Source organism: Corynebacterium sp. p3-SID1761 (genome assembly GCF_055862885.1).
The window spans coordinates 1-20,640 of sequence record NZ_JBSQBJ010000025.1 but is presented as its reverse complement, the minus strand read 5'-3'; the positions used below and the strand labels follow the sequence as shown (position 1 = coordinate 20,640).

General features: G+C 59.9%; 16 protein-coding genes. 10 read left to right on the top strand and 6 right to left on the bottom strand.

The window, feature by feature from the left end:
• Positions 1 to 116 precede the first annotated feature (116 nt).
• The 3 genes from ACWXWJ_RS09705 (at position 117) to ACWXWJ_RS09695 (ending at position 3,916) form a co-directional block, all read left to right on the top strand.
• Positions 117 to 1,496 carry a glycine--tRNA ligase gene (locus ACWXWJ_RS09705; protein ID WP_473964268.1) on the top strand — a complete coding sequence of 460 codons (1,380 nt, stop codon included), beginning with the start codon at positions 117 to 119 and terminating at the stop codon, positions 1,494 to 1,496.
• A gap of 2 nt (positions 1,497 to 1,498) precedes the next feature.
• Positions 1,499 to 2,143: a hypothetical protein gene (locus tag ACWXWJ_RS09700; protein WP_473964267.1), complete on the top strand. Its 645-nt coding sequence runs from the start codon at positions 1,499 to 1,501 to the stop codon at positions 2,141 to 2,143.
• A gap of 192 nt (positions 2,144 to 2,335) precedes the next feature.
• Positions 2,336 to 3,916, top strand: coding sequence for an inorganic phosphate transporter (locus ACWXWJ_RS09695; RefSeq protein WP_448307475.1), 1,581 nt, complete (start codon positions 2,336 to 2,338; stop codon positions 3,914 to 3,916).
• 393 nt (positions 3,917 to 4,309) lie between these two features.
• Here ACWXWJ_RS09695 and ACWXWJ_RS09690 read toward each other — a convergent pair whose 3' ends face one another.
• Positions 4,310 to 6,310 carry a TPM domain-containing protein gene (locus ACWXWJ_RS09690; RefSeq protein ID WP_473964266.1) on the bottom strand — a complete coding sequence of 667 codons (2,001 nt, stop codon included), beginning with the start codon at positions 6,308 to 6,310 and terminating at the stop codon, positions 4,310 to 4,312.
• 50 nt (positions 6,311 to 6,360) lie between these two features.
• On the opposite strand from ACWXWJ_RS09690, the gene ACWXWJ_RS09685 reads away from it, so the two are divergent.
• Together ACWXWJ_RS09685 and ACWXWJ_RS09680 are read left to right on the top strand one after the other, a co-directional pair.
• Positions 6,361 to 6,984 (top strand): YdcF family protein, encoded by a 624-nt coding sequence (locus ACWXWJ_RS09685; RefSeq protein ID WP_448307265.1) that lies wholly within the window; start codon positions 6,361 to 6,363, stop codon positions 6,982 to 6,984.
• A gap of 10 nt (positions 6,985 to 6,994) precedes the next feature.
• Positions 6,995 to 8,293 (top strand): deoxyguanosinetriphosphate triphosphohydrolase, encoded by a 1,299-nt coding sequence (locus ACWXWJ_RS09680; RefSeq protein WP_434817286.1) that lies wholly within the window; start codon positions 6,995 to 6,997, stop codon positions 8,291 to 8,293.
• Positions 8,294 to 8,325: 32 nt separating this feature from the next.
• Here ACWXWJ_RS09680 and ACWXWJ_RS09675 read toward each other — a convergent pair whose 3' ends face one another.
• Together ACWXWJ_RS09675 and ACWXWJ_RS09670 are read right to left on the bottom strand one after the other, a co-directional pair.
• Positions 8,326 to 8,793: a guanyl-specific ribonuclease gene (locus ACWXWJ_RS09675; protein WP_473964265.1), complete on the bottom strand. Its 468-nt coding sequence runs from the start codon at positions 8,791 to 8,793 to the stop codon at positions 8,326 to 8,328.
• A gap of 10 nt (positions 8,794 to 8,803) precedes the next feature.
• Positions 8,804 to 10,621: a GMC oxidoreductase gene (locus ACWXWJ_RS09670; protein ID WP_473964264.1), complete on the bottom strand. Its 1,818-nt coding sequence runs from the start codon at positions 10,619 to 10,621 to the stop codon at positions 8,804 to 8,806.
• Positions 10,622 to 10,779: 158 nt separating this feature from the next.
• Here ACWXWJ_RS09670 and dnaG point away from each other — a divergent pair, with 158 nt between their 5' ends.
• Entirely contained in the window at positions 10,780 to 12,753 is a 1,974-nt protein-coding gene (gene dnaG, locus ACWXWJ_RS09665) for a DNA primase (protein WP_035002039.1), read from the top strand.
• A 280-nt stretch (positions 12,754 to 13,033) separates the two neighbouring features.
• Here dnaG and ACWXWJ_RS09660 read toward each other — a convergent pair whose 3' ends face one another.
• A complete protein-coding gene (locus ACWXWJ_RS09660) occupies positions 13,034 to 14,938 on the bottom strand; it encodes a hypothetical protein (RefSeq protein WP_473964263.1) in 1,905 nt (634 codons plus the stop codon).
• A 124-nt stretch (positions 14,939 to 15,062) separates the two neighbouring features.
• A complete protein-coding gene (locus tag ACWXWJ_RS09655; protein ID WP_473964262.1) occupies positions 15,063 to 15,377 on the bottom strand; it encodes a hypothetical protein in 315 nt (104 codons plus the stop codon).
• A gap of 94 nt (positions 15,378 to 15,471) precedes the next feature.
• On the opposite strand from ACWXWJ_RS09655, the gene ACWXWJ_RS09650 reads away from it, so the two are divergent.
• Genes ACWXWJ_RS09650 through ACWXWJ_RS09635 form a run of 4 tightly spaced genes read left to right on the top strand, consistent with a single transcriptional unit; the run spans position 15,472 to position 19,694 of the window.
• Positions 15,472 to 16,572 carry an S-(hydroxymethyl)mycothiol dehydrogenase gene (locus tag ACWXWJ_RS09650; protein WP_448307255.1) on the top strand — a complete coding sequence of 367 codons (1,101 nt, stop codon included), beginning with the start codon at positions 15,472 to 15,474 and terminating at the stop codon, positions 16,570 to 16,572.
• Between the two features lie 41 nt (positions 16,573 to 16,613).
• On the top strand, positions 16,614 to 17,255 hold the full coding sequence (locus tag ACWXWJ_RS09645; RefSeq protein ID WP_448307253.1) for an MBL fold metallo-hydrolase: 642 nt from the start codon (positions 16,614 to 16,616) through the stop codon (positions 17,253 to 17,255).
• A 25-nt stretch (positions 17,256 to 17,280) separates the two neighbouring features.
• The gene (locus tag ACWXWJ_RS09640) at positions 17,281 to 19,416 is read left to right on the top strand and encodes a heavy metal translocating P-type ATPase (RefSeq protein WP_473964261.1); all 2,136 of its coding nucleotides are present in this window, start codon (positions 17,281 to 17,283) and stop codon (positions 19,414 to 19,416) included.
• A complete protein-coding gene (locus ACWXWJ_RS09635; protein ID WP_034967151.1) occupies positions 19,416 to 19,694 on the top strand; it encodes a metal-sensitive transcriptional regulator in 279 nt (92 codons plus the stop codon). The genes ACWXWJ_RS09640 and ACWXWJ_RS09635 overlap by 1 nt, the downstream gene beginning before the upstream one ends.
• Before the next feature lie 46 nt (positions 19,695 to 19,740).
• Here ACWXWJ_RS09635 and ACWXWJ_RS09630 read toward each other — a convergent pair whose 3' ends face one another.
• Positions 19,741 to 20,352: an Ltp family lipoprotein gene (locus ACWXWJ_RS09630; protein ID WP_473964260.1), complete on the bottom strand. Its 612-nt coding sequence runs from the start codon at positions 20,350 to 20,352 to the stop codon at positions 19,741 to 19,743.
• Between the last annotated feature and the right edge of the window lie 288 nt (positions 20,353 to 20,640).

Here is a 20,640-nt window from a genome sequence, read left to right as displayed (position 1 = left end):
CGTGCTACCCCGAGCGTTGGCTTTCGCCTGGGACAGGCTAAGATGTGGGGCACGACAGCTGCAAAGCTGAACCTTCACATTCCGAAGCCCATCCCGACTAAGGAGACACGCCAACCATGGCAAGCACCATTGATTCCGTCGTCAACCTAGCCAAGCGCAGGGGTCTGGTGTATCCCTGCGGTGAGATCTACGGCGGAACCCGCTCCGCCTGGGATTATGGCCCGCTTGGCGTGGAGTTGAAGGAGAACATCAAGCGTCAGTGGTGGCGCCACATGGTCACCTCCCGTCGCGACGTTGTCGGCCTGGATTCTTCCGTGATCCTGCCTAAGCGTGTGTGGGAAGTGTCCGGTCACGTTGAAGTCTTCACTGATCCGCTGGTTGAGTCGTTGCACACCCACAAGCGCTACCGTGCTGACCACCTGCTGGAGGCCTATGAGGAGAAGCACGGCCGCCCACCGGAGAACGGTCTGGCCGATATTAACGACCCGGAGACCGGCCAGCCTGGCGCGTGGACCGAGCCGAAGGCGTTCTCTGGTCTGCTGAAGACCTTCCTTGGGCCGGTGGACGACGAGGAAGGCCTGCACTACCTGCGCCCGGAGACCGCGCAAGGTATCTTCACGAACTTCAAGAACGTGATGACAACCTCCCGTCAGAAGCCACCTTTCGGCATCGCGCAGGTCGGAAAGTCTTTCCGTAACGAGATCACCCCCGGTAACTTCATCTTCCGCACCCGCGAGTTCGAGCAGATGGAGATGGAGTTCTTCGTCAAGCCGGGCGAGGACGAAGAGTGGCACCAGTACTGGATCGATGACCGCCACCAGTGGTACATCGACTTGGGCATCAACCCTGACAACCTGCGCCTATATGAGCACCCGAAGGAAAAGCTCTCCCACTACTCCAAGCGCACCGTCGACGTGGAGTACGCATTCCATTTCAACGGTTCCAAGTGGGGCGAGCTCGAAGGCGTGGCCAACCGCACCGACTACGATCTGCGTGTTCACTCCGAAGGCTCGGGCGAGGACCTCAGCTTCTACGACCAGAATGCAGAAGAGCGTTGGATCCCGTACACCATCGAGCCTGCCGCCGGCCTGGGTCGTGCGATGATGGCCTTCCTTGTTGACGCCTACACGGAGGAAGAAGTACCGAATGCGAAGGGCGGAACCGACACCCGCACGGTACTGAAGCTGGATCGTCGTCTATCTCCTGTGAAGATTGCCGTTCTGCCTCTGTCCAAGAAGGAGACGCTGACGCCGACTGCTGAGAAGCTGGCTGATCAGCTGCGCGGCTTCTGGAATGTCGACTATGACACCTCCGGCGCAATTGGCCGTCGCTACCGCCGCCAGGATGAGATCGGCACCCCGTTCTGCGTCACCGTCGACTTCGACACCTTGGAGGACAATGCGGTGACCGTTCGCGAGCGCGACACAATGGAGCAGGAGCGCATCAAGATCGAAGACCTGCAGAGCTACTTCGCTGAGCGCCTGGCGGGCTGCTAAATATGTCGAGTGATATTCGCTGGGGGCTGCCGAGCGACGGGCATACATTCCCCATCTATGAAGGTCCCAGCAACGACCTGGTGAAGGTGGCAGAGTACGCCGACGAGCGTGGAGTTGCGAACATCCGTTTCGGCGGTGACACGTGGCAGCTGCACGGCCCGGATGATCGCGGTGGCAAAGACGGCCATGATGCAAAAGCCCGGGCTGGTGAAGGTAGCCACGACGCCGAAGATGCCGGCAAGGTTGCAGAAGGTGGCGTCAAGAAGGCAGCGACTGCCTCTGCGACGACCCAGACCGGCATCTGGACAGTGACCGGTGACGGCAAGAGCTTCGGCAAGTCGGAGCGCTATGAGGTGCAGGCGGATCGTCACCGCATTGCCATTATCGCGGAGACGAAGAAGAACTTCGTGCTCGATATTGATGGTGAGAAGGCAGGGCAGTTTTCCAGCGAAAACCGCGGCCTGCGGAACCTTCACGTGGAGTTCGAAGGGCCGGGGGAGAAGCTGCCGATTGACGTGCGAGTGTTCGTTTCCTGGGCGGCTCGGTTGTGCATGGAAACGCGGATGATTAGCTCCTCGTGGGCGGTTACGATTGCGCTGCTGCTGTGCATTCCGATTGTGGTGCTCTACTGGATTGGGTTTGTCTAAAGTATTGATCGTAAGCGCTTAATGTTTGCAAAAAGGATAGTAAGAGTTCAATTCGCGTTACCCCGCAGTTAACTATCAGAACTCGTCCTTTTTACCTCCATCAGTCAGGGTGGATATGGTCTTTTACCTTGACGTTTTGGAGGAATCTTGTCGACGACAACCCAAAAAGCTGTTGCCGCGTCGCCCGACGGCATCACCCCAGTGCCGGAAGATGAGAATAATACTTGGTGGCACCTATTCTTCGGCGGCTTGATGGCCGTCACTTTGGTGACTTTTACCCTGTGGGCGCATGATTACGTTGGAGAAAACGCTAGCTTCATCGTGCTAATCACCACCATCATTTTCGCCGTCTTTATGGCGTTCAATATTGGTGGTAACGACGTGGCGAACTCCTTCGGTACTTCCGTGGGTGCGGGCACCTTGAGCATGAAACAGGCTCTTGTCGTGGCCGCTATCTTCGAGGTTTCCGGCGCTGTCCTGGCTGGTGGCGAGGTGACGGATACAGTTCGTTCCGGCATTGTCGACTTGGGGGCGATCGACAACCTTGAGCCGATGAACTTCGCCTACATCATGATGGCCTCGCTGCTGGGCGCTGCTGTATGGCTGCTGGTTGCTACCCGCATGGGGTGGCCGGTGTCCACTACTCACTCCATTGTCGGAGGTATCGTTGGCGCTGCCTTGACTGTTGGTTTCATTACGGGCACTGGCGGATGGTCCATGGTTCAGTGGGGTGCGGTTGGCAAGATCGCAATCTCCTGGGTTCTGTCCCCGGCGCTTGGTGGCATTGTTGCATATCTTCTCTACGGCGCAATTAAGCGCGGCATTCTTGTTTACAACGAGCTGGCTGATCAGCGCCTCGATGAGATCAAGAAGGAAAAGAAGGAGCTGAACATTCAGCATAAGCTGGCCTTCGGACAGCTGAGCGAAGATGAGCGACTGGCTCTTACCGATGCGATGATCCGTGACTCGACGACGATGCGCGAGCAGGGCTTTACAGAGGATGATCTGGAGTCCGACTACTACAAGAAGCTGCACCGCATCAATAAGTCTGCGGAAGAAGTCGAGGCGCACCACGCCTTGGACACTTGGGTGCCACTGCTGGCCGCTGGCGGTTCCATCATTATTTCCGCGATGCTGCTGTTTAAGGGCCTGAAGAACATGAACCTGGAGCTGTCCAGCTTGGGCAACTTCCTGATCATGGGCATGGTTGCAGCTGTTGTTTGGATGGCTGTCTACATCTTCTCGCGCACTCTCAAGAAGCATGCTCTGAGCCGTTCTACATTCCTTCTGTTCAGCTGGATGCAGGTGTTCACCGCATCTGCCTTTGCTTTCAGCCACGGATCCAACGACATTGCTAATGCGCTTGGGCCGTTCGTTGCAGTGCTGGACGTGCTGAAGACGAACACCATTTCTGAGGAATCTGGCGTGGCTTTGCCAGTCATGGTTGCCATGGGTGTCGCCTTGATTGTCGGACTGTGGTTCATCGGGCGATTCGTTATCCGCACTGTTGGTTCCGGCCTGACCAAGATGCACCCGGCCTCTGGTTTTGCTGCAGAGCTGTCTGCAGCTGCCGTGGTGATGGGCGCATCCGTCCTGGGGCTGCCGGTTTCCTCCACTCACATTCTGATCGGTGCTGTCCTGGGCGTTGGCCTGGTCAACAAGGACGCCAACTGGGGCCTGATGAAGCCCATCGCTCTGGCTTGGGTAATCACCCTTCCGGCTGCTGCAATTATCGCCAGCGGTACTGTTTCCGTGCTGCGCGTGGTGTTCTAGCGAGCTACTGTTTGGGATTAGTTTTCAGGGGCGCGTCCTGCGGGGCGCGCCTTTGTGCTGTGTGGCGGAAGGCTGTGCTGTGTGGCTGAAGGCTGCGCGGTGTGGTGTGCAGTCTGTGCGGTGGGGAGGGCTGGGGTGTGAGGGGAAATGTCGCTAGATCGGGAATCTGAAAATTTGAATCCAGGTTCTATTTTTCGACCAACTCGCTGACCTGCTGTTTTCTTTGGGTGAAAATGATTCGCAATAACAGATTCCCGATCTAGCGACATTTGGGAATATTGACCCGGCAGCATTCCGCCTCGCCCGTTCCTGAAGGGGTTAATGGGACAAAAATTTATCTGAGTGACCTGGTGCGAGCGGGGACCTTGGGCAGGAGGCGCCAGCCCCATCCAGTTAGAAGCTGGAAGAGCCGCTGCCTCCGAAGTCACCGCCGCCGAAGCCGCCCCCGCCGCCGAAACCGCCACCAAAGCCGCCACCGAAACCGCCGCCGAAACCACCGTTTCCGCTCAGCAGTGAGCCCAGAACCATACCGGTCACAAAGTTGCCGCTGCCTCCGCTGCCATAGCCGCCGAAGCCCCCACCATTGCGCCTATTGAAGTCATTCACGTCCTTCCGCGCCTGGCGAGTTGCCTGTTGTGCCAGCTGGCTTGCCCGCTGGGCTTCACGCAGTGCATGCTTCGGATCCTCCGCACGCAACCGCGTCGCCTCATCCAAGGCAGTTCGCGCTGCCTGCGCGGACGTGCGCGTATCCACGCCAATAATTCGCCGGCGGTTGCGGATCAAATCCTCCACGCCCTCCAACCGCTGTGATGCATCCATGATCGTCCGGTCCACCAGATCCACAGTCCGGTTAAAGTCATCGGCCTTGCCTCGCGCTTCGTCCAGTTGAATATCCAGCGCACCATCAGCTTCCAACAGCTCGGAGTAGCACCCCAGCGGATCAGTCGACCCATAAGATCGCGCCTTCTCCAGAGCCGCACGTGCCTGTCCCACAGCCGACTGCAATCCTGCCCGGTCTATCTCCGCACCGGACTTCTCCAGCTGGCGGGCCTCGTCAATCTCGCCTTCCACCTCGGAAATCAGTGCCGGCAGGTTAGACTGCGCCGACCGCAGGTGTTCCTCCGCACGCTCTACCGCCAGCAGCTGCGAATCCGCCTGCTGCAAAGCCATCCGCGCCGCTCCCAGCGCGTCGATCAGACCGCCCTGCTGGCCAGCGGGCTTATCCAACAACCCCCGTGCAGTGTCGATCGCCTTTTCGGCCTCCGCGACTTCGTCCTCGGCAATGTCCGGGTTGTGGCGCACGGATTCCAGCAGCTCCGGGTCCACCCGCGTCTCAACGTCAGTGAGAATCTGTCGGGCATTGGGAATGCGATTGTGCAGGCTAATGCTGGTCTGGGTTAGCTTATCCACCAGCTCCGGCGCGTTCATCAGCTTCTGGCGCAGTTCTGCATACTTGGCGGCCTGCGCATCCAGATTGTCGTCGGCCTGCCCACAGCTAGAGACAATCTCGATCAGCAGATCGCGTTCCTCTGGCTCCGTCGACACCAGCCCGGAGCGCAGCCGCTCGTGAATGCTATACGCCTTGTTCAGTGTCGAGCGGCTGTGCTTCAGAGCTTTCTCCAACTCGCGGGTCCGCTCCTCACCGAACTCGCCACGGGCCACGGAAAGCTCCTCGTCACCCTTGCGGATGGACTCATCGGTGCTGGTCAGCTCCTCATCCGCCAGTTCGCGCAGAACTTCCGTGGGCTGCTTGTACAGGTCGTCGATGTTGCCCGGATCGATCTCACGAGCTGTCTCCAGCTGCTGGGTGTGCGTCTTCTTTCGATTGCGGCGGGTCCATAGCGCGGCCCCGGCGCCCGCGCCAACTACACCGGCTGCTCCGGCGCCGATCCATACTTTCGTTGCCGTGGACGTCTTGCCCGTCAGCTTGTCAACTGCTGCTTGCGCGCCACCGGCCCAGTCATCGTCGGCAAAGTGCTCCCGCGCCGCGCTTTGAATCTTCTCCGCGTCGCTAGTCTTCACGTCGTTTCCTGCGGCGTAGCCGATCTGTCCCGATTCCGTCGCTACGGCCAGCACAATCACATTGCCGGTGCCGTCCTGTGCGCGCAGCTGTTCGGCCATTTTCGTGATGTCACCTGATGCGCTGGGGACGAAGACTATGTAGAGCTTCTTGCCGGATTCCTTGGTCGCTTCTTTTAATGACGCCGAAATGTCCGATTTTTCCTTTTCAGACAACACCCCGGACTTGTCAACAAGCTGGGATGAGAGCTCTACCTCGCTGGTGGCGGTGGCTGCTGAGGCCGAGGGGGCGTCAATAAGAAAGGAGCCAAATCCGAGCACGGCGCCGGCGGCTAGGGTCGCCAGGAAACGAGTAGGGGAAAAAGTCGGTTTCATACAGCCCACCTTAACCAAAAAGACAGGGGAAACCGCGTATGGTTTTGCGCATGGCAAAAGCACGGCATCCGGCGAGGCGCGCGGTGAAGTATTTCTTCATCACGCTGCTGAGCATCATCCTGATCGCAGCGGGAGTGTGTGGAGTGACGGCCTTTCAAGTGTGGCACTTTGCCCGGTCGGATGACCGGCGACCTGCGGATACGATCTTTGTACTCGGCGCGGCGCAGTATGACGGCAATCCATCGAACTGGTTCGCCTCAAGGCTAAACCACGCAGCGAAGCTGTATGAGGAGGGAGTGGCTCCGACGATCGTCACCGTCGGCGGCAAGGCCGAGGGCGACGAATTCACCGAGGCCGAGTCGGGTAAGAACTACTTGGTAGAGAACTTCGATATCCCGGAATCGGCAGTGGTTTCGGTGGCAGAGGGTGCCGATACGCTGGCCTCCGCGAAGGCTTTCGCCGACGTGGCAAAGGAAAATGGTTGGCAGTCATCTGTAGTGGTGACAGATCCAGCGCACTCATTGCGCGCCACCCGTATGGTGCGCGACCAAGGAATGAATGCATGGGCGAGCCCGACGCGCCAGGGGCCGTCGGTGTTTACCCGCAGTTCGCAGTTCAACTCGATCCTGCACGAGACCTTAGGCATGCTGTATTACGAGGCCTTTGAGAAATAAGAAAGAAGTTATGCGTTACTCCTACAGCGATCACGACCGCCAGCGGCGGCTGCCCGATAGGCCGAAAACTCTGGGGCTGCCCGGAGCGGTGGTGGACGGGCGCGATAGCTTCGACCGCGACCGGGCGCGTGTGCTGCACTCCGCAGCGCTGCGGCGATTGGCGGATAAGACCCAGGTGGTGGGGCCGGGGTCGGGGGATACACCACGTACGAGGCTGACACACTCGCTGGAGGTGGCGCAGATTGCCCGGGGGATCGGCAAGACCCTTGGCGCAGACCCGGATCTGACGGAGCTGGCGGGCTTGAGCCATGACATCGGGCATCCGCCGTATGGCCACAATGGCGAACGCGCGCTGGATGAGGCTGCCGCCGAGTGCGGAGGCTTTGAAGGCAATGCGCAGACGCTGCGCATTCTGGCTCGGCTAGAGCCGAAGGTGCTGGAGGGCACAGATGATTCCGCGGGAGGCGCGCCCGTGTCCTACGGCCTGAACCTCACCCGCGCGAGCCTGGATGCCGCCTGCAAATACCCCTGGGGGCCGGTCGACGAGCAGGGCAACAAGCGCACTAAGTACTCCGCCTATGCGGAGGACGTGGGAACCCTAACGTGGATCCGCGAAGGCGCCCCGGAGGGCCGGAAGTGTCTGGAAGCGCAGATCATGGATTGGTCCGACGATGTGGCGTATTCAGTGCACGACGTGGAGGATGGCATTCTTTCCCGGCGCATCAACCTAAATGTGCTGTGGGATCTGGTGGAGCTGGCGGCTCTGGCCGAAAAGGGTGCCCGTGTTTTCGGTGGCACCCCGGAGGAGCTGTTGGAGGCAGCCGACCGCTTGCGAGCCATGACCCTCGTCTCCCGCGCTGCGGATTTCGGCGGTTCGCTGCAGGATCTGGCGGCGTTGAAGGCCATGACCTCTGAGTTGGTTTCCCGCTTCGTCACTGCTGCGGTGACGGGTACGCGCCAGCAGTTCGGAGAGGGTGCGCTGGGCCGCTACGCTGCTGATCTGGTGATCCCGCAGCCCGTCCAGGCCGAGGTCACGCTGTTGAAGTCCGTCGCGGTGCTTTACGTGATGGACGAAACCCAGCATCTGGCTAACCAGCAGCGCCAGCGCGAGCGCATCTTCCGCGTCACGGACTACCTGTGGCGCGGCGGTTCGGGCGCGTTGGATCCGATGTTCTCTTCGTGGTTTGACGCCGCCGCCTCCGATCGCGAAGCACTACGCGTAGTCATTGACCAGGTTGCGTCGCTGACGGAATCCCGACTTGAGCGGCTGGACAAGCATGCCAGTGGGATGAGTGCGGCCTGGGCCTAGGCAGGAAGGCCAGCGTGGGCTGAGCGCCCTCGCTAGTCCTCTGCGTCGGGGATGGTGCAGAAGCTCTCGAAGTGGTCGGAGGTGTAGTACCACACCTCCGGATCAGTCTTGGTGCCCCCGCCGACGACGATGCGGCGCTCGCCACGGTGGTTAATCCCCGGGGTCTTCACCGTGTATTCGCGGTAGTAGCTGCTCTTCTTTTTCGGCAGCAGACCCTCGTAGTTGCCGAAGTGCTTGCCGTCGGCCTCCCCGTCGTCTGGCGGGGCGTCCTGCAAGATATCGTCGATCTGCTTCTTAGCCTCCGGTGGGAGGGCGTCGACGGTGCAGGTGTCGGCGTCGCTACTAGAAGCACCAGCTTTTTGTGAACCGCTAGAACCGCCGTTGTCGTCCCCACCTTGAATGCCGAACCAACCAGCCGCGACGATGGCCGCGCCGACGACCGGGGTAGCGTACTTGGCCCACTTTTTGGGCAACAGCTGCTGCAAACTTCCCTGAGACATAGGGAAGAGTTTAGAGCACGCGCAGAGGCAGGCGGAGAGCGGCTGGAGCGTCGTCTGGAACCATCGGATTCTTCGGCTGCACCGGGTCGATACGCCGGTAGCCCTCGGACTGCGGGGGACGCGGGTCAGCTTCGCCCTTGTTCGGCCACATGGCGGCGGCGCGTTCGGCATTGGCGGTGATGGAAAGGGAGGGGTTCACGCCCGGGTTCGCGGTAATTGCCGAACCGTCGGTAATGAACAAACTCGGGTAGCCCCACGCACGGTGATACGGGTCCACCACGCCGTGCTCAGGAGAAGAGCCGATAACGCAGCCGCCCAGGAAGTGCGCGGTCAGCGGAATATTAAAGACCTCCGACCACACGCCACCGGCCACGCCCTTCGGAAGCATCTTCGCGAGGATGCGGGTGGCGGCGTTGCCCTCTGGGATCCATGTGGGGTTGGGCTCGCCGGTGCCTTGTTCGGAGCTCAGCATGTTGAACGGGCCGACCTTGCGGAGGAACGTGCGTAGCGAGTTATCTCGGGTCTGCATCACCAGGTTGATGACGGTACGCTGCGACCACCTGTTGAGGTTAATCAGGCGCGGAATGGCTTTGTATTGCAGGAAGATCTGCTTGATGAACTCCAGGATGCGTGGCTGCAGCTTATCGCCATCGGTCATCAGGGTCTGCAGCAAGCCCATGGCGTTGGAGCCCTTGCCGTAGCGAACCGGCTCGATGTGCGTATCCGGGGCGGGGAAGTAGGACGAGGTGATGGCCACGCCCTCCGAGAAATCCGTGTCAGGGGAGTAGTTGGAGCGATTCGCGCCCAGCAGTGCTTCGGAGTTCGTGCGTGTGAGGTGCCCCAGTTTGTCCGATAGCTTCGGCAGGTTGCCATTGGCCTTCTGGCGGTGCAGCAGGTTCTGGGTACCCCAAGTGCCTGCGGCAACCACAAGATTATCGGCGGTAAACGTACTGGTTTGGGGGTTGCGTTTGGTGATCGGCCCGGTCTGCTTGGCCTGCACTGTCCAGGTGGTGCCGTCGAAGGTAATGTCGGTGACGGTGGTGCGGTCGTGCACCTTCGCCCCACCTTTTTCGGCCAGGTAGAGGTAGTTCTTCAGCAGGGTGTTTTTCGCCCCGTGACGGCAGCCGGTCATGCACTCGCCGCACTCGTGGCAGGCGGTTCTATCGGGGCCGACGCCACCAAAGTAGGGGTCAGCCACAGTCTCTCGCGGCTTACCTTTCAACCCGACCTTTTCTCCAAAGAAGACTCCGACGGGAGCCATGCGGAATGTGTGGCCCACGCCCATCTCCTCGGCTACCTTTTTGGAGTACACATCGGCGGGGGTCATGGTGGGGTTTTCCACCACGCCGAGCATCTTCTGCGCCTGCTTGTAGTAGGGAGTGAGCTCGTCTTCCCAGTCGGTAATGGTGTTCCACTGCTTGTCGTTAAAGTAGGCTTCGCCCGGTTGGTAGAGGGTGTTGGCGTAGTTCAGCGAGCCGCCGCCGACGCCTGCGCCGGCGAGGATCATGACGTCTTTGAGTAGGTGGATGCGCTGAATGCCGTACAAGCCGATGTGTGGCATCCACAGGAAGTCTTTGAGGTGCCAGGAGTTCTTGGCGAACTCCTCGTCCTTGAAACGCCGACCGGCTTCGAGGATGCCGACCTTGTATCCTTTCTCCACCAACCGCAGGGCGGTGGTGGAGCCGCCGAAGCCGGAGCCGATAACCAGCACATCGTAGTGATTGGCAGGGGTGGCGCCGCCGTTTGTTTCAGCAGAGTCGGCTGCGCCGGTGGAGTTGAGTGAGTTCGGTGCTGGGTTCGGCGTTGCATTAGTCGTCGAGCTGGACATGGTAGTCAACCATCCCTCTTCCATTTGTGTGATGTAGATCCTATTTTGATCACGTTAGCGCCACGAATAGCCGTGATGTGTTGTTTAAGAAAAATAGCTTTCCGGCGCCGGAATGCTGCCCGATCCAGGCTGTCCGGGGGTTGTACTAGCATGTGGCTATGGCTAAGGGCAGGATTCCGGAGCGGGATATCGAAGCAATTCGAGAGCAAACCCCCATCGAAGAGGTAGTGGGGGAGTATGTGCAGCTCAAACCGGGTGGCGTCGATTCCATGAAGGGCCTTAGCCCCTTTAAAGATGAAAAGACTCCCTCGTTCCACGTCCGCCCGAACCACGGCTACTTCCACTGTTTCTCCACGGACCAGGGCGGCGACGTCTTCAAGTTCCTTATGCTGATGGAACACATGTCTTTTCCCGAGGCCGTGGAAGCGTGCGCCGAGCGCATCGGCTACCGCATCAACTACGAAGGCGGCGGGCCGGGCAATCGTGAGGAGCCCGGTACGCGGCGCAGGTTGGTCGCTGCGAACAAGGCGGCCTTTGATTTCTACCGCAAGGAGTTTCTTGGTGACGCCGAAGGCGCGGATGTCGCCCGTAATTTCCTTTTGGAGCGAGGTTTCACCCTGGAACACGCCGAGCAGTTTGGCTGCGGGTATGCACCAGCCGGGTGGGATCGGCTGACCAAGCATTTGCAGCAGAAGGGTTTTTCCTTCAAGGAGATCGAGGCGGCGGGTCTGGGTCGCATGGGCAAGCGTGGCCCGATCGACCGCTTCCACCGTCGTCTGCTGTGGCCTATTCGCTCGGTCAGTGGCGATGTGATTGGCTTCGGTGCCCGCAAGCTTTTCGATGATGACAAGCTGGGTAAATACCTGAATACACCAGAGACGATGCTGTACAAGAAGTCGAAGGTGCTGTTTGGTATCGACCAGGCGAAGCGAAATATCGTGGCCAAGCACCAGGCCGTAGTGGTGGAGGGCTACACGGATGTCATGGCCATGCATGCCGCCGGGGTGGATACCGCAGTAGCTGCCTGTGGTACCGCGTTCGGTGGGGAGCACTTGGCAGCCCTGCGGAGGTTTATGCTGGACGACCAGTTCTTCCGCGGGGAGATCATTTACACCTTCGACGGTGATGAGGCCGGACAAAAGGCAGCGATGCGTGCCTTCGAGGGGGACCAGCAATTCGCAGGTCGGAGCTATGTGACGGTCGCACCGGGCGGGCAGGATCCCTGTGATGTGCGCATTAAGCGCGGGGATGCGGCAGTACGTGAGCTGGTGGCCTCCCGCATTCCGATGTTCGAGTTCGTGATCCGCACGCTTATCGCGGATTACGATACGGCCAGCATTGATGGCCGAGTGCACGCATTGCGGCGCATGGTGCCGGTGCTCGCGGGAATTAAGGATGAGGCGCTGCGCGATGAATACGCGCGCCAGGCCGCGGGCTGGGTGGGCTGGGATAACCCCAATGATGTTCTGGACGAGGTGCGCAAGGAGGCGCGAAAGTCCGGCGGACAGCGGCCTAACCTTAAGCTGAAGAAGGGCGCCGGCCAGGCTAATGGCGTGGCAACCCAGAGTGGTACTGGCGCTGGCGGTGCAGGAAATGCAACCGGCCCCAACTTGCACGTGGTCAAGGGCATGGAACGCCCCAATCCGAACGATGACTTTTTGGAAGGTCCGCGCGAGGTAATGAAGCTAGCTTTGCAGGAACCGCAGCTGGCTTCCACCATTTTCGACCTCATGCCCCCGGAGAGCTTTGTGCATCCGACATACGTGGCGATGGCGGAGGCGGTGGCGTCGCTCGGAGGGGCGGCGAACAACGACGGTGGGCCAGGTTGGATTGAAAAGATCGCAACCCAGATGCAGGACCCGATGGGGGCGGCTGTGGTTTCGGAGCTGGCGGTGGAGGATCTGCATTGCCCGCCGGAACGGCTGCCCTATTACGCCGATGCGATCATGGCGCGGATGCAGGAACGCTGGGTGGGCAGCGAGATCGCGGATATGAAGTCCAGAATGCAGCGTATGCGCCCCGACCTGCAGAAAGAGGAGTACAATGCGCTGTTTGCGGATGTGATTGCGCTGGAGAAATACCGGCGCTCGCTGCATGAGCGCGCGGCGGATTTCGGCGACTTTACGCGCTAGTAAAACTGCTAGGAAAACTTATGCGCTAACGCTTCTTCTTAATTCAAATCCTGTAGCGCCACTCGATCGCGGTTCCATCCGCACCTGGATGGTTGATGTTGCCGATCATGGCATTTATCCCGCCGGTACAATACTGAACATCCGCACTCGGCGTTGGGCTATCTCAGCCCGGGCAGGTATACAGAGAATTGGAAGAAGGAACAGCAGGCAGTCGCTTAAGCCTACTGCCCCTAATTCTCAGACCACCCCAGCATGGGTATCTGACCTCGGGTGATATCGATCAAGAATTTGGTGCATAGCCGGTGTTGAGGTGTTCAAGCTGAATATATGCAGGCAGGAAACCAGTAACGGGATGATACCCAGCCGCCGTGACCCACGCTGAAACGTCGGTTATTTGGTTAGCATCGATAACCTCGCACGTGACATGTGGACCGATAGAGTTTTCGGCAAAAACCGCATTCACTGCGAGGGACAATTCCTGATTGACAGCCACTCTGTCTGCGTATTCAGACTCGAACGCGACCGCCACCCTAATCAGAGGCCTCCCACAGGCAGAGGTTTTTCTAGCATGAGCAACCCCGATCCATGACAGGCCTTTAGTGCAACAGTGGCGCAGAGCTCGGCGAACGGCGGCGAGCGCGAGCGCCTGATTTGTGGCAGCTATTGATCGTGCCCCTAACGCACGGGGCCATAAGACGGGGAGTTCCAGCGACGTGGCCTGTGGTGCGGGTGCAGCGTTGGGAGAGGAGGTGCTGACGCCGGCCTGTTTCTGCGGATCGAACCACAGTAACTCAATCGGGAAGTCCGTAAAGGAATCGATGCCCAGGTCACCGAGAACATCACACACGTCATGTGCCACAGTGCCGAGTGGCGCCTGCGCATCGACCTCAACTGTCAACAGTGGTTGATGAATGGAACCTTCCACAGCGGAGATGCTATTGGCACGCACGCTAAGCACGGAACACACTGAACTTGCAGTGCTGCCGGATGCGAGACCCCAAGTGCTGAGAGATTCCCAGATCAGCGCCGGTGTTACAGCTGCGGCGAGACAATCAGGATCAGCCATCGCCTTTTCCTGTTGTAACTTAGAAACAAGTTCCGATGATGCGAGATAGCCGCCGCGGTGAATTGCACGATCGACGATGCTTGTTCCTGGGATGAAGCTGCGTACCCGGATGATGCCGCTATCTGGGAGCCGACGAATACTGAGCGAAGTCCGTTGGGGAGGTTCTCTCAGTGCGTCATCGGCTGTGCGGGCGGCGCTGTCACCCAACACCTGCGTTAAGGATTGGACAGGGAGAAGATCAGTGCTGAGCGGGATCCGGTACAGAATGATTGGCGTTTCTTCAGCATCCGGTTCATGGACGGTGCTAGGGAACGCCTGGTGGAAAATGATGTTCTGGAATACCGCCCCACAATGAACGTCACTTCCACATGCGCTAGCGAAGGCCTGTGCCCGGTCAACGATGTGCCTCAACACAGATTCTGTGAAAAGAGGATCATCTTTCTGAACGTGCAGGGTGATCACCGGAGCGGTGGTTGCAGAGTCATCATTAACTTTAAACGCCACGCTATAGGCGAGGCGGCCACAACCGAGAACTTCCTGGGTGTTTAGAGAATCCGAACGAAGATCCTTTACATACTTCCGAGTAAGTTCCCGTACTACCGCGCCCGTGAAGTATTCACGAACAGCAAGAGCTAGCAGTCCTAATGACTCGGCCATATTCCAGGCAGGAATATGTTCTAAAAGAGCCGATCCTATTGCGGAGTTGCTGAGGCGCTGAGCTGCAGCTAATGCTGCCTTGGGACTGTAGTCGGGGCGTCGATCAGCGGCAGACGACTGCCTGAAGGCGTAGTTCTTGCTCCCGCACGCGCCATCGCTGACATCCAGGATGGCGAAGTCATGGTCGAGGAGCTCATAATGCGTTAAGCAGAGCTGCTGGTGGTACACATAATCCAGCGCAGATTCATCACTAGGAGCTCCGGCTAGCAACCACTGGATATGTGTGTACTCACGCTCAATGTCTTCGAATGTTGTGGCGCGTCCCCCGGCGCTCTGGATCAAGATTCTTCCGGGAGAATCCCCCGGAAGAACAGCCAACGCCTGGCAGTTTCGTGGGATGGCTAAACCACTGGTCCACGCTGCAATTCCAATCCAGCGCACATAGTCAATGGACATGGTCATTTCGCCAGTTTAACCTTTTGGTTTGCAGTGGTGAAGCGTCCTGGGGTTAGTTCCTACCTCAGGTAAGGAAGGGGACTAAACCCAGGACGCTTCACTCACGTCGCGAGCGCGAGTGTTCCGATGTTCACTTAAAGGGGTTCTTTGGCGCTCTCTTGGGCGGTTCAATGCGGTCATTTGGGTGCACATAATCCGCCTCGACGATGGTGTGGCCCTCACCCAGGGAATCGCGGGTAGAGCGGTTCAGATCGCGCACCTCGTGCATGCGCGGTTCCGGATCCAGCCGGTTGGCCAGTGCCTTACGGCCGGAACGCACAACTGCCTTGGTGATATCCGAGTTCACTGCGGTCTGATAGCCACGGCGGATCTGTTCGTAGCGACGGCGACCGGCCTTCGTGCCCATCAAGTAACCCGCGGCGGCGCCGACGACGAGCTGGATCATGTTGGCTCCTTGGAGGTTTGCGTTGGTTGCGTTAGCTAATAGCTCAAGTTTACGCGAACCCACCAAAGGCACAGAAGCTTGTACAGTGGGTGACATGACTACAACTGTTAAAGCGGTAATTTCCCGCGCGAAAAACGAACCCGTCGAACTGACCGACATTGTGATTCCCGACCCGGGCGATAACGACGTGATCGTGCGCATCCAGGCCTGCGGCGTGTGCCACACCGACCTGGCCTACCGCGATGGCGGCATCACCGACGACTACCCATTCTTGCTGGGGCATGAGGCCGCCGGCGTGGTTGAGCAGGTCGGTGACCGCGTGACCCACGTGGAGGTCGGCGACTATGTGGTGCTGAACTGGCGCGCCGTGTGCGGCCAGTGTCGCGCCTGCAAGAAGGGCGAGCCGAAGTACTGCTTCGATACCCACAATGCCTCGAAGAAGATGACCCTGGCCGATGGCACGGAGCTAGAGGCCGCCCTGGGTATTGGAGCTTTCGCTGAAAAGACGCTGGTTCACGAAGGACAGTGCACCAAGGTGAATCCGGATGCCGATCCTGCCGTTGCGGGTCTGCTGGGATGTGGCGTCATGGCCGGTCTCGGTGCCGCAGTGAACACCGGTGAGGTCAAGCGCGGCGAATCCATCGCCGTCATCGGTGTAGGTGGCGTGGGCATGGCCGCGATCGCCGGTGCAGCCGTTGCAGGTGCGACGAAGATCATTGCTATCGATATTTCGGACGCCAAACTCGCCCGTGCCGTTGAGGAGTTCGGTGCAACTCACACGATCAACAGCTCGGAGCTTTCGGACGAAGAGCTGGTGGCGAAGGTCCAGGAGATCAACGGGGGATTCGGCGTGGACGTGGTGGTGGACGCCGTGGGCGTGCCGCAGACGTTTAAGCAGGCGTTCTACCTGCGAGACCTGGCTGGCCGTGTGGTGCTGGTGGGCGTGCCGACTCCGGAGATGACTCTGGAGCTGCCGTTCCTGGACGTGTTCAGCCACGGTGGTGCGCTGAAGTCCTCTTGGTATGGCGACTGCCTGCCGGAACGCGACTTCCCTATGTATGTGGACCTGTACCAGGAGGGTCGCTTCCCGCTGGATCGCTTCGTGGATGAGCGCATTGGCATTGATGGGGTGGAAGAGGCCTTCGAGAAGATGAAGCAGGGCGAGGTTCTGCGTTCCGTAGTGGAGTTCAAGTAAGCCGCGCACGACGCAGCGTCAGAGACCAAGAGAGGTAAGACATGAGCGAGCAGAAGTTTGAAAACCCGCAGATCGAGCAGTTTGTGACCTCCGGGAAGTTCCGGCTAGACGGCGGCGAGTGGGACGTGGATAACAACGTCTACCTGCTTGCCGAGGGCGACCGTTGCATCGTGGTGGATCCGGCACACGACGCGCAGGCAGTGATCGACCACGTAGGCGACCGCACCGTGGAAGCGATTCTGCTGACCCATGCGCACAACGACCACTGCGAGCTGGCCCCGGAGCTGGCGCAGAAGTGGGGCGTAGAGGTCTACCTGCACCCGAACGACCAGATGCTGTGGGAGGAATCCAATGGCGATGCCCCCTTCACCCCAATCGACGCAGCGGACCCGCGCTGGGCGAATTGGGGCGTGCGCCTGTTCCACACCCCGGGGCATTCGCCGGGCTGCATTGTCGTAGAAGTTCCGGGGCGCAACGCGCTGCTATCCGGCGACACGCTGTTCAACGGTGGGCCGGGAGCAACGGGACGCAAATACTCCAGCTTCCCGACGATCATCGAATCGCTGCAGTCGACGGTGTTTAAGCTGCCGCACGATATGAAGGTGTACCCCGGCCACGGCGATACCACCACAGTGGGTGCTGAGGCCGCGCGCATCGAGGAGTACATCGAACGTGGATACTGATACCCCCTAGGGGTATACTGGGGGCATGGCTATAATAGATCTTGACATCACAGGTATGACCTGCGCTTCTTGTGCGAATCGCATTGAGAAGAAGCTAAACAAGCAGGAGGGCGTGACTGCCACCGTCAACTACGCCACCGAGAAGGCGCACATTGAAACGGGGGAGGGGGCGGCCACTGACGCGAACGCCTACATCGCCATTGTGGAGAAGCTCGGCTACGGCGGTAGCGTGCCCGCGCCGGTAGCACCCGCCGACGACCCGGCCGCCAAGGAGCTGCGCGGCCTGAAGCGCCGCCTAGTGGTCGCCATCGCGTTGGCCACCCCGGTTATCCTGCTGGCGATGATCCCGCCGCTGCAGTTCGACTACTGGCAGTGGATCAGCTTCGCCCTGGCCACCCCGGTGATCTTGTGGGCGGGCTGGCCTTTCCACAAGGCCACGTGGGTGAACCTGAAGCACGGTGCGGCGACGATGGATACCCTCATCACCGTCGGCACCTCGGCGGCCTATCTGTGGTCGCTGTATGCGCTGTTCTTCGGCCACGCTGGCGATCCCGGCATGCGCCACGGCTGGTCCATCCTGAACCATGCGGGCGACCCGATGGGGGACATCTACTTCGAGGTCGCTGCGGGCGTGGTGACGTTCGTATTGGCGGGCCGGTACTTTGAGAAGCGCTCCAAGCAGCGCGCCGGGGATGCCATCCGCGCGCTCACGGACATGGGCGCCAAGCAGGTCACCGTGCTGCGGGGTGGCGTGGATGATGCTGGTGCGCAGGAGCAGCTGATCCCCATCGAGCAACTGCAGATCGGCGACCGGTTCCTGGCCCGCCCGGGCGAGAAGATCGCCACGGACGGCCGCATCCTGGACGGCACGTCCGCCATTGATCAGTCCATGCTCACCGGCGAGTCCGTACCAGTTGACGTTGGCCCCGGCGATGAGGTCACGGGTGCCACCATCAACACCTCCGGTCGCCTAGTTGTGGAGGCAACCCATGTGGGCGAGCAGACGAAACTCGCGCAGATGGCGAAGCTGATCGACGAGGCCCAGTCTGGTAAGGCCGACGTGCAGCGCCTGGCCGATAAGGTCTCCGGCATTTTCGTTCCGGTCGTCATCGTGATTGCGCTGTTAACGCTGCTGTTCGCGGGCTTCAGCAATGCGGTCGCGGTGCTGATTATCGCGTGCCCTTGCGCCCTTGGTTTAGCGACGCCCACAGCCTTGCTGGTTGGCACGGGCCGTGGGGCCGAGCAGGGCATTCTGATTCGCGGACCCGAGGTTTTGGAGGGTGCGCATGCCATCACTACCGTTGTGATGGATAAGACCGGCACGGTGACGACGGGCACAATGCGGGTAGTCGACGTGGAGCCGGCAGGCGGCAATCGCGAGGAGGTTCTGCGCGCAGCTGCGGCGGTGGAGGCGTACTCGGAGCACCCCATTGGCCGGGCCATTGCAGAGGCCGGCCGGGAGGAAATCGGCAGTCTGCCGGAGGTCTCCGGCTTTAAGAATCTGCCTGGACACGGCGTAGAGGGAACCGTCGACGGCCAGGTGATTCGGGTTGGTCGGGGGGACGAGGGGGCGTCCAGAAATAAGGCAACCACAGTCAGCATTAGCGCCGATGGGCGGGCGATCGGCACCATCAGCGTGGCCGATACAGTGCGGCCGACCAGTGCCGAAGCGGTACGGAAGATGCACGAGATGGGTTTAAAGACCGTGCTGCTGACTGGCGATAATCAGCAGGTGGCGGACGCCGTGGCGCGCGAGGTCGGCATCGACGAGGTGATCGCCGGGGTGATGCCGGAGGACAAGGTGGCGCACATCCGCTCGCTGGAGAATGTGGCGATGGTTGGCGACGGTGTGAACGACGCGGCGGCGCTGGCGAGTGCGGACCTGGGCATTGCGATGGGCTCGGGTACGGACGCGGCGATTGAGGCGGCGGACATTACGGTGATGCGCGACGATCTGCTGGCCGTGGCTGATGCGCTGCGACTGGCACGAAAGACGCTGCGGACGATCAAGATGAACCTGTTCTGGGCGTTTGCCTACAACGTCGCGGCGATCCCGCTGGCCGCATTCGGGTTGCTGAACCCGATGCTGGCCGGGGCGGCGATGGCGCTATCTAGTGTGTTTGTGGTGAGCAACAGTCTGCGGCTGAAAGGATTCAAATAATGCACGGGTACTTGAGCGACAAGGAGCGTTACCTGGCGCGGCTGAAGCGGATCGAAGGTCAGGTGCGCGGGCTGCAGCGGATGGTGGATGAGGAGCAGTATTGCATCGACATCCTCACGCAGGTCAGTGCTTTGCAGTCTGCGCTGAAGGGCGTGGCGCTGGGGTTGCTGGACGACCACATGAACCATTGTGTGCGGCACGCCGCGGAGGCAGGGGGAGAAGAGGCCGAGGAGAAGCTGGCGGAGGTATCCCAGGCCGTGAAGCGGTTGGTTCGGTAGGTTGCTGGGTAGGTAGGGGTTAGCAGGGGTAGGGGGCAGGGCTGCGTTACAGGTGGTCGATGGCGTACTGGGCCTGCTCCTCGGTAAAGCGTTGATGAACCTTCAGCATGTACTTGAGCTGGTCTTTCGGCAGCGGCGGACCCTGCTCGTTGATCTTGCGCGCGGCCTTTAGAGCTTGCTGGTTCCAGTCTGGGTCGAGTTTTTCGATGGACTTTTTAATCTGCTCCTCGGAGAAGCCTTGCATTTTCAATTGGAAGCGAAGCATCTTTTCGGAAGAGAAGAAATCTAGAGCCATCTGGGCGGCATCATCGGCTTCTTGCTGAGTCTTGGATTCGTCGACGGGCGGGATGAGATTCGGATCTTCCAAGTCGGTGGGAATTCCCGGAGCGCCGGACGTCGCACCGGAAGCTGCTGGAACGGCGGGAGCCGTGGAAGCAGTGGAATCCATGGCGCCACTGTTAGCTTCGGAGGTTTCGCCGTCTGTGCCACCGTCTGAGTTCTCAGTGGACGTCACAGCGGGTTTCGCCTCGCCGTCCTGGTTGTGGTCTTTCTCGTTCGTCGTGTACCAAACTGCGGCGACAGCAATGCCGATAAGGACAATGGCGCCGATGAGGAGGAAAGCGAGCTTGTTTTTAGGAGCTTTGTCGGGGGAGTTCATCTGTCTAGGTTCCTGGGATTCGAAAGGGGAGTAAGGGGTCAAGTGGCGCAGGCACATTGCCCGGCTGTAGTTAGGGATTCACTGGGCGGGGCGTTTTGTTCCCGGTTTGCGAGCTACAGGGAAATCGGGTTAAGTAAAGAAAAGTGTGTCTTTTCCGGGCGTGTTGCGGTTATTTGATCCAGCCTTTTTGGATGCCGAGGTTGTGTTGGTAGCTGGTGTCGATGGCGGTGTCGTATTCTGCTGGTGCACCGATGTCATTGGTAGTGGCTGTGGTGTTGTGGGTGATCA

Excerpts from the sequence above, each read along its gene's own strand:
- ACWXWJ_RS09705 (WP_473964268.1), top strand. The coding sequence starts at position 117 with ATGGCAAGCACCATTGATTCCGTCGTCAACCTAGCCAAGCGCAGGGGT.
- ACWXWJ_RS09700 (WP_473964267.1), top strand. The coding sequence starts at position 1,499 with ATGTCGAGTGATATTCGCTGGGGGCTGCCGAGCGACGGGCATACATTC.
- ACWXWJ_RS09690 (WP_473964266.1), bottom strand. The coding sequence starts at position 6,310 with ATGAAACCGACTTTTTCCCCTACTCGTTTCCTGGCGACCCTAGCCGCC.
- ACWXWJ_RS09685 (WP_448307265.1), top strand. The coding sequence starts at position 6,361 with ATGGCAAAAGCACGGCATCCGGCGAGGCGCGCGGTGAAGTATTTCTTC.
- ACWXWJ_RS09680 (WP_434817286.1), top strand. The coding sequence starts at position 6,995 with ATGCGTTACTCCTACAGCGATCACGACCGCCAGCGGCGGCTGCCCGAT.
- ACWXWJ_RS09675 (WP_473964265.1), bottom strand. The coding sequence starts at position 8,793 with ATGTCTCAGGGAAGTTTGCAGCAGCTGTTGCCCAAAAAGTGGGCCAAG.
- ACWXWJ_RS09670 (WP_473964264.1), bottom strand. The coding sequence starts at position 10,621 with ATGTCCAGCTCGACGACTAATGCAACGCCGAACCCAGCACCGAACTCA.
- dnaG (WP_035002039.1), top strand. The coding sequence starts at position 10,780 with ATGGCTAAGGGCAGGATTCCGGAGCGGGATATCGAAGCAATTCGAGAG.
- ACWXWJ_RS09660 (WP_473964263.1), bottom strand. The coding sequence starts at position 14,938 with ATGACCATGTCCATTGACTATGTGCGCTGGATTGGAATTGCAGCGTGG.
- ACWXWJ_RS09655 (WP_473964262.1), bottom strand. The coding sequence starts at position 15,377 with ATGATCCAGCTCGTCGTCGGCGCCGCCGCGGGTTACTTGATGGGCACG.
- ACWXWJ_RS09650 (WP_448307255.1), top strand. The coding sequence starts at position 15,472 with ATGACTACAACTGTTAAAGCGGTAATTTCCCGCGCGAAAAACGAACCC.
- ACWXWJ_RS09645 (WP_448307253.1), top strand. The coding sequence starts at position 16,614 with ATGAGCGAGCAGAAGTTTGAAAACCCGCAGATCGAGCAGTTTGTGACC.
- ACWXWJ_RS09640 (WP_473964261.1), top strand. The coding sequence starts at position 17,281 with ATGGCTATAATAGATCTTGACATCACAGGTATGACCTGCGCTTCTTGT.
- ACWXWJ_RS09635 (WP_034967151.1), top strand. The coding sequence starts at position 19,416 with ATGCACGGGTACTTGAGCGACAAGGAGCGTTACCTGGCGCGGCTGAAG.
- ACWXWJ_RS09630 (WP_473964260.1), bottom strand. The coding sequence starts at position 20,352 with ATGAACTCCCCCGACAAAGCTCCTAAAAACAAGCTCGCTTTCCTCCTC.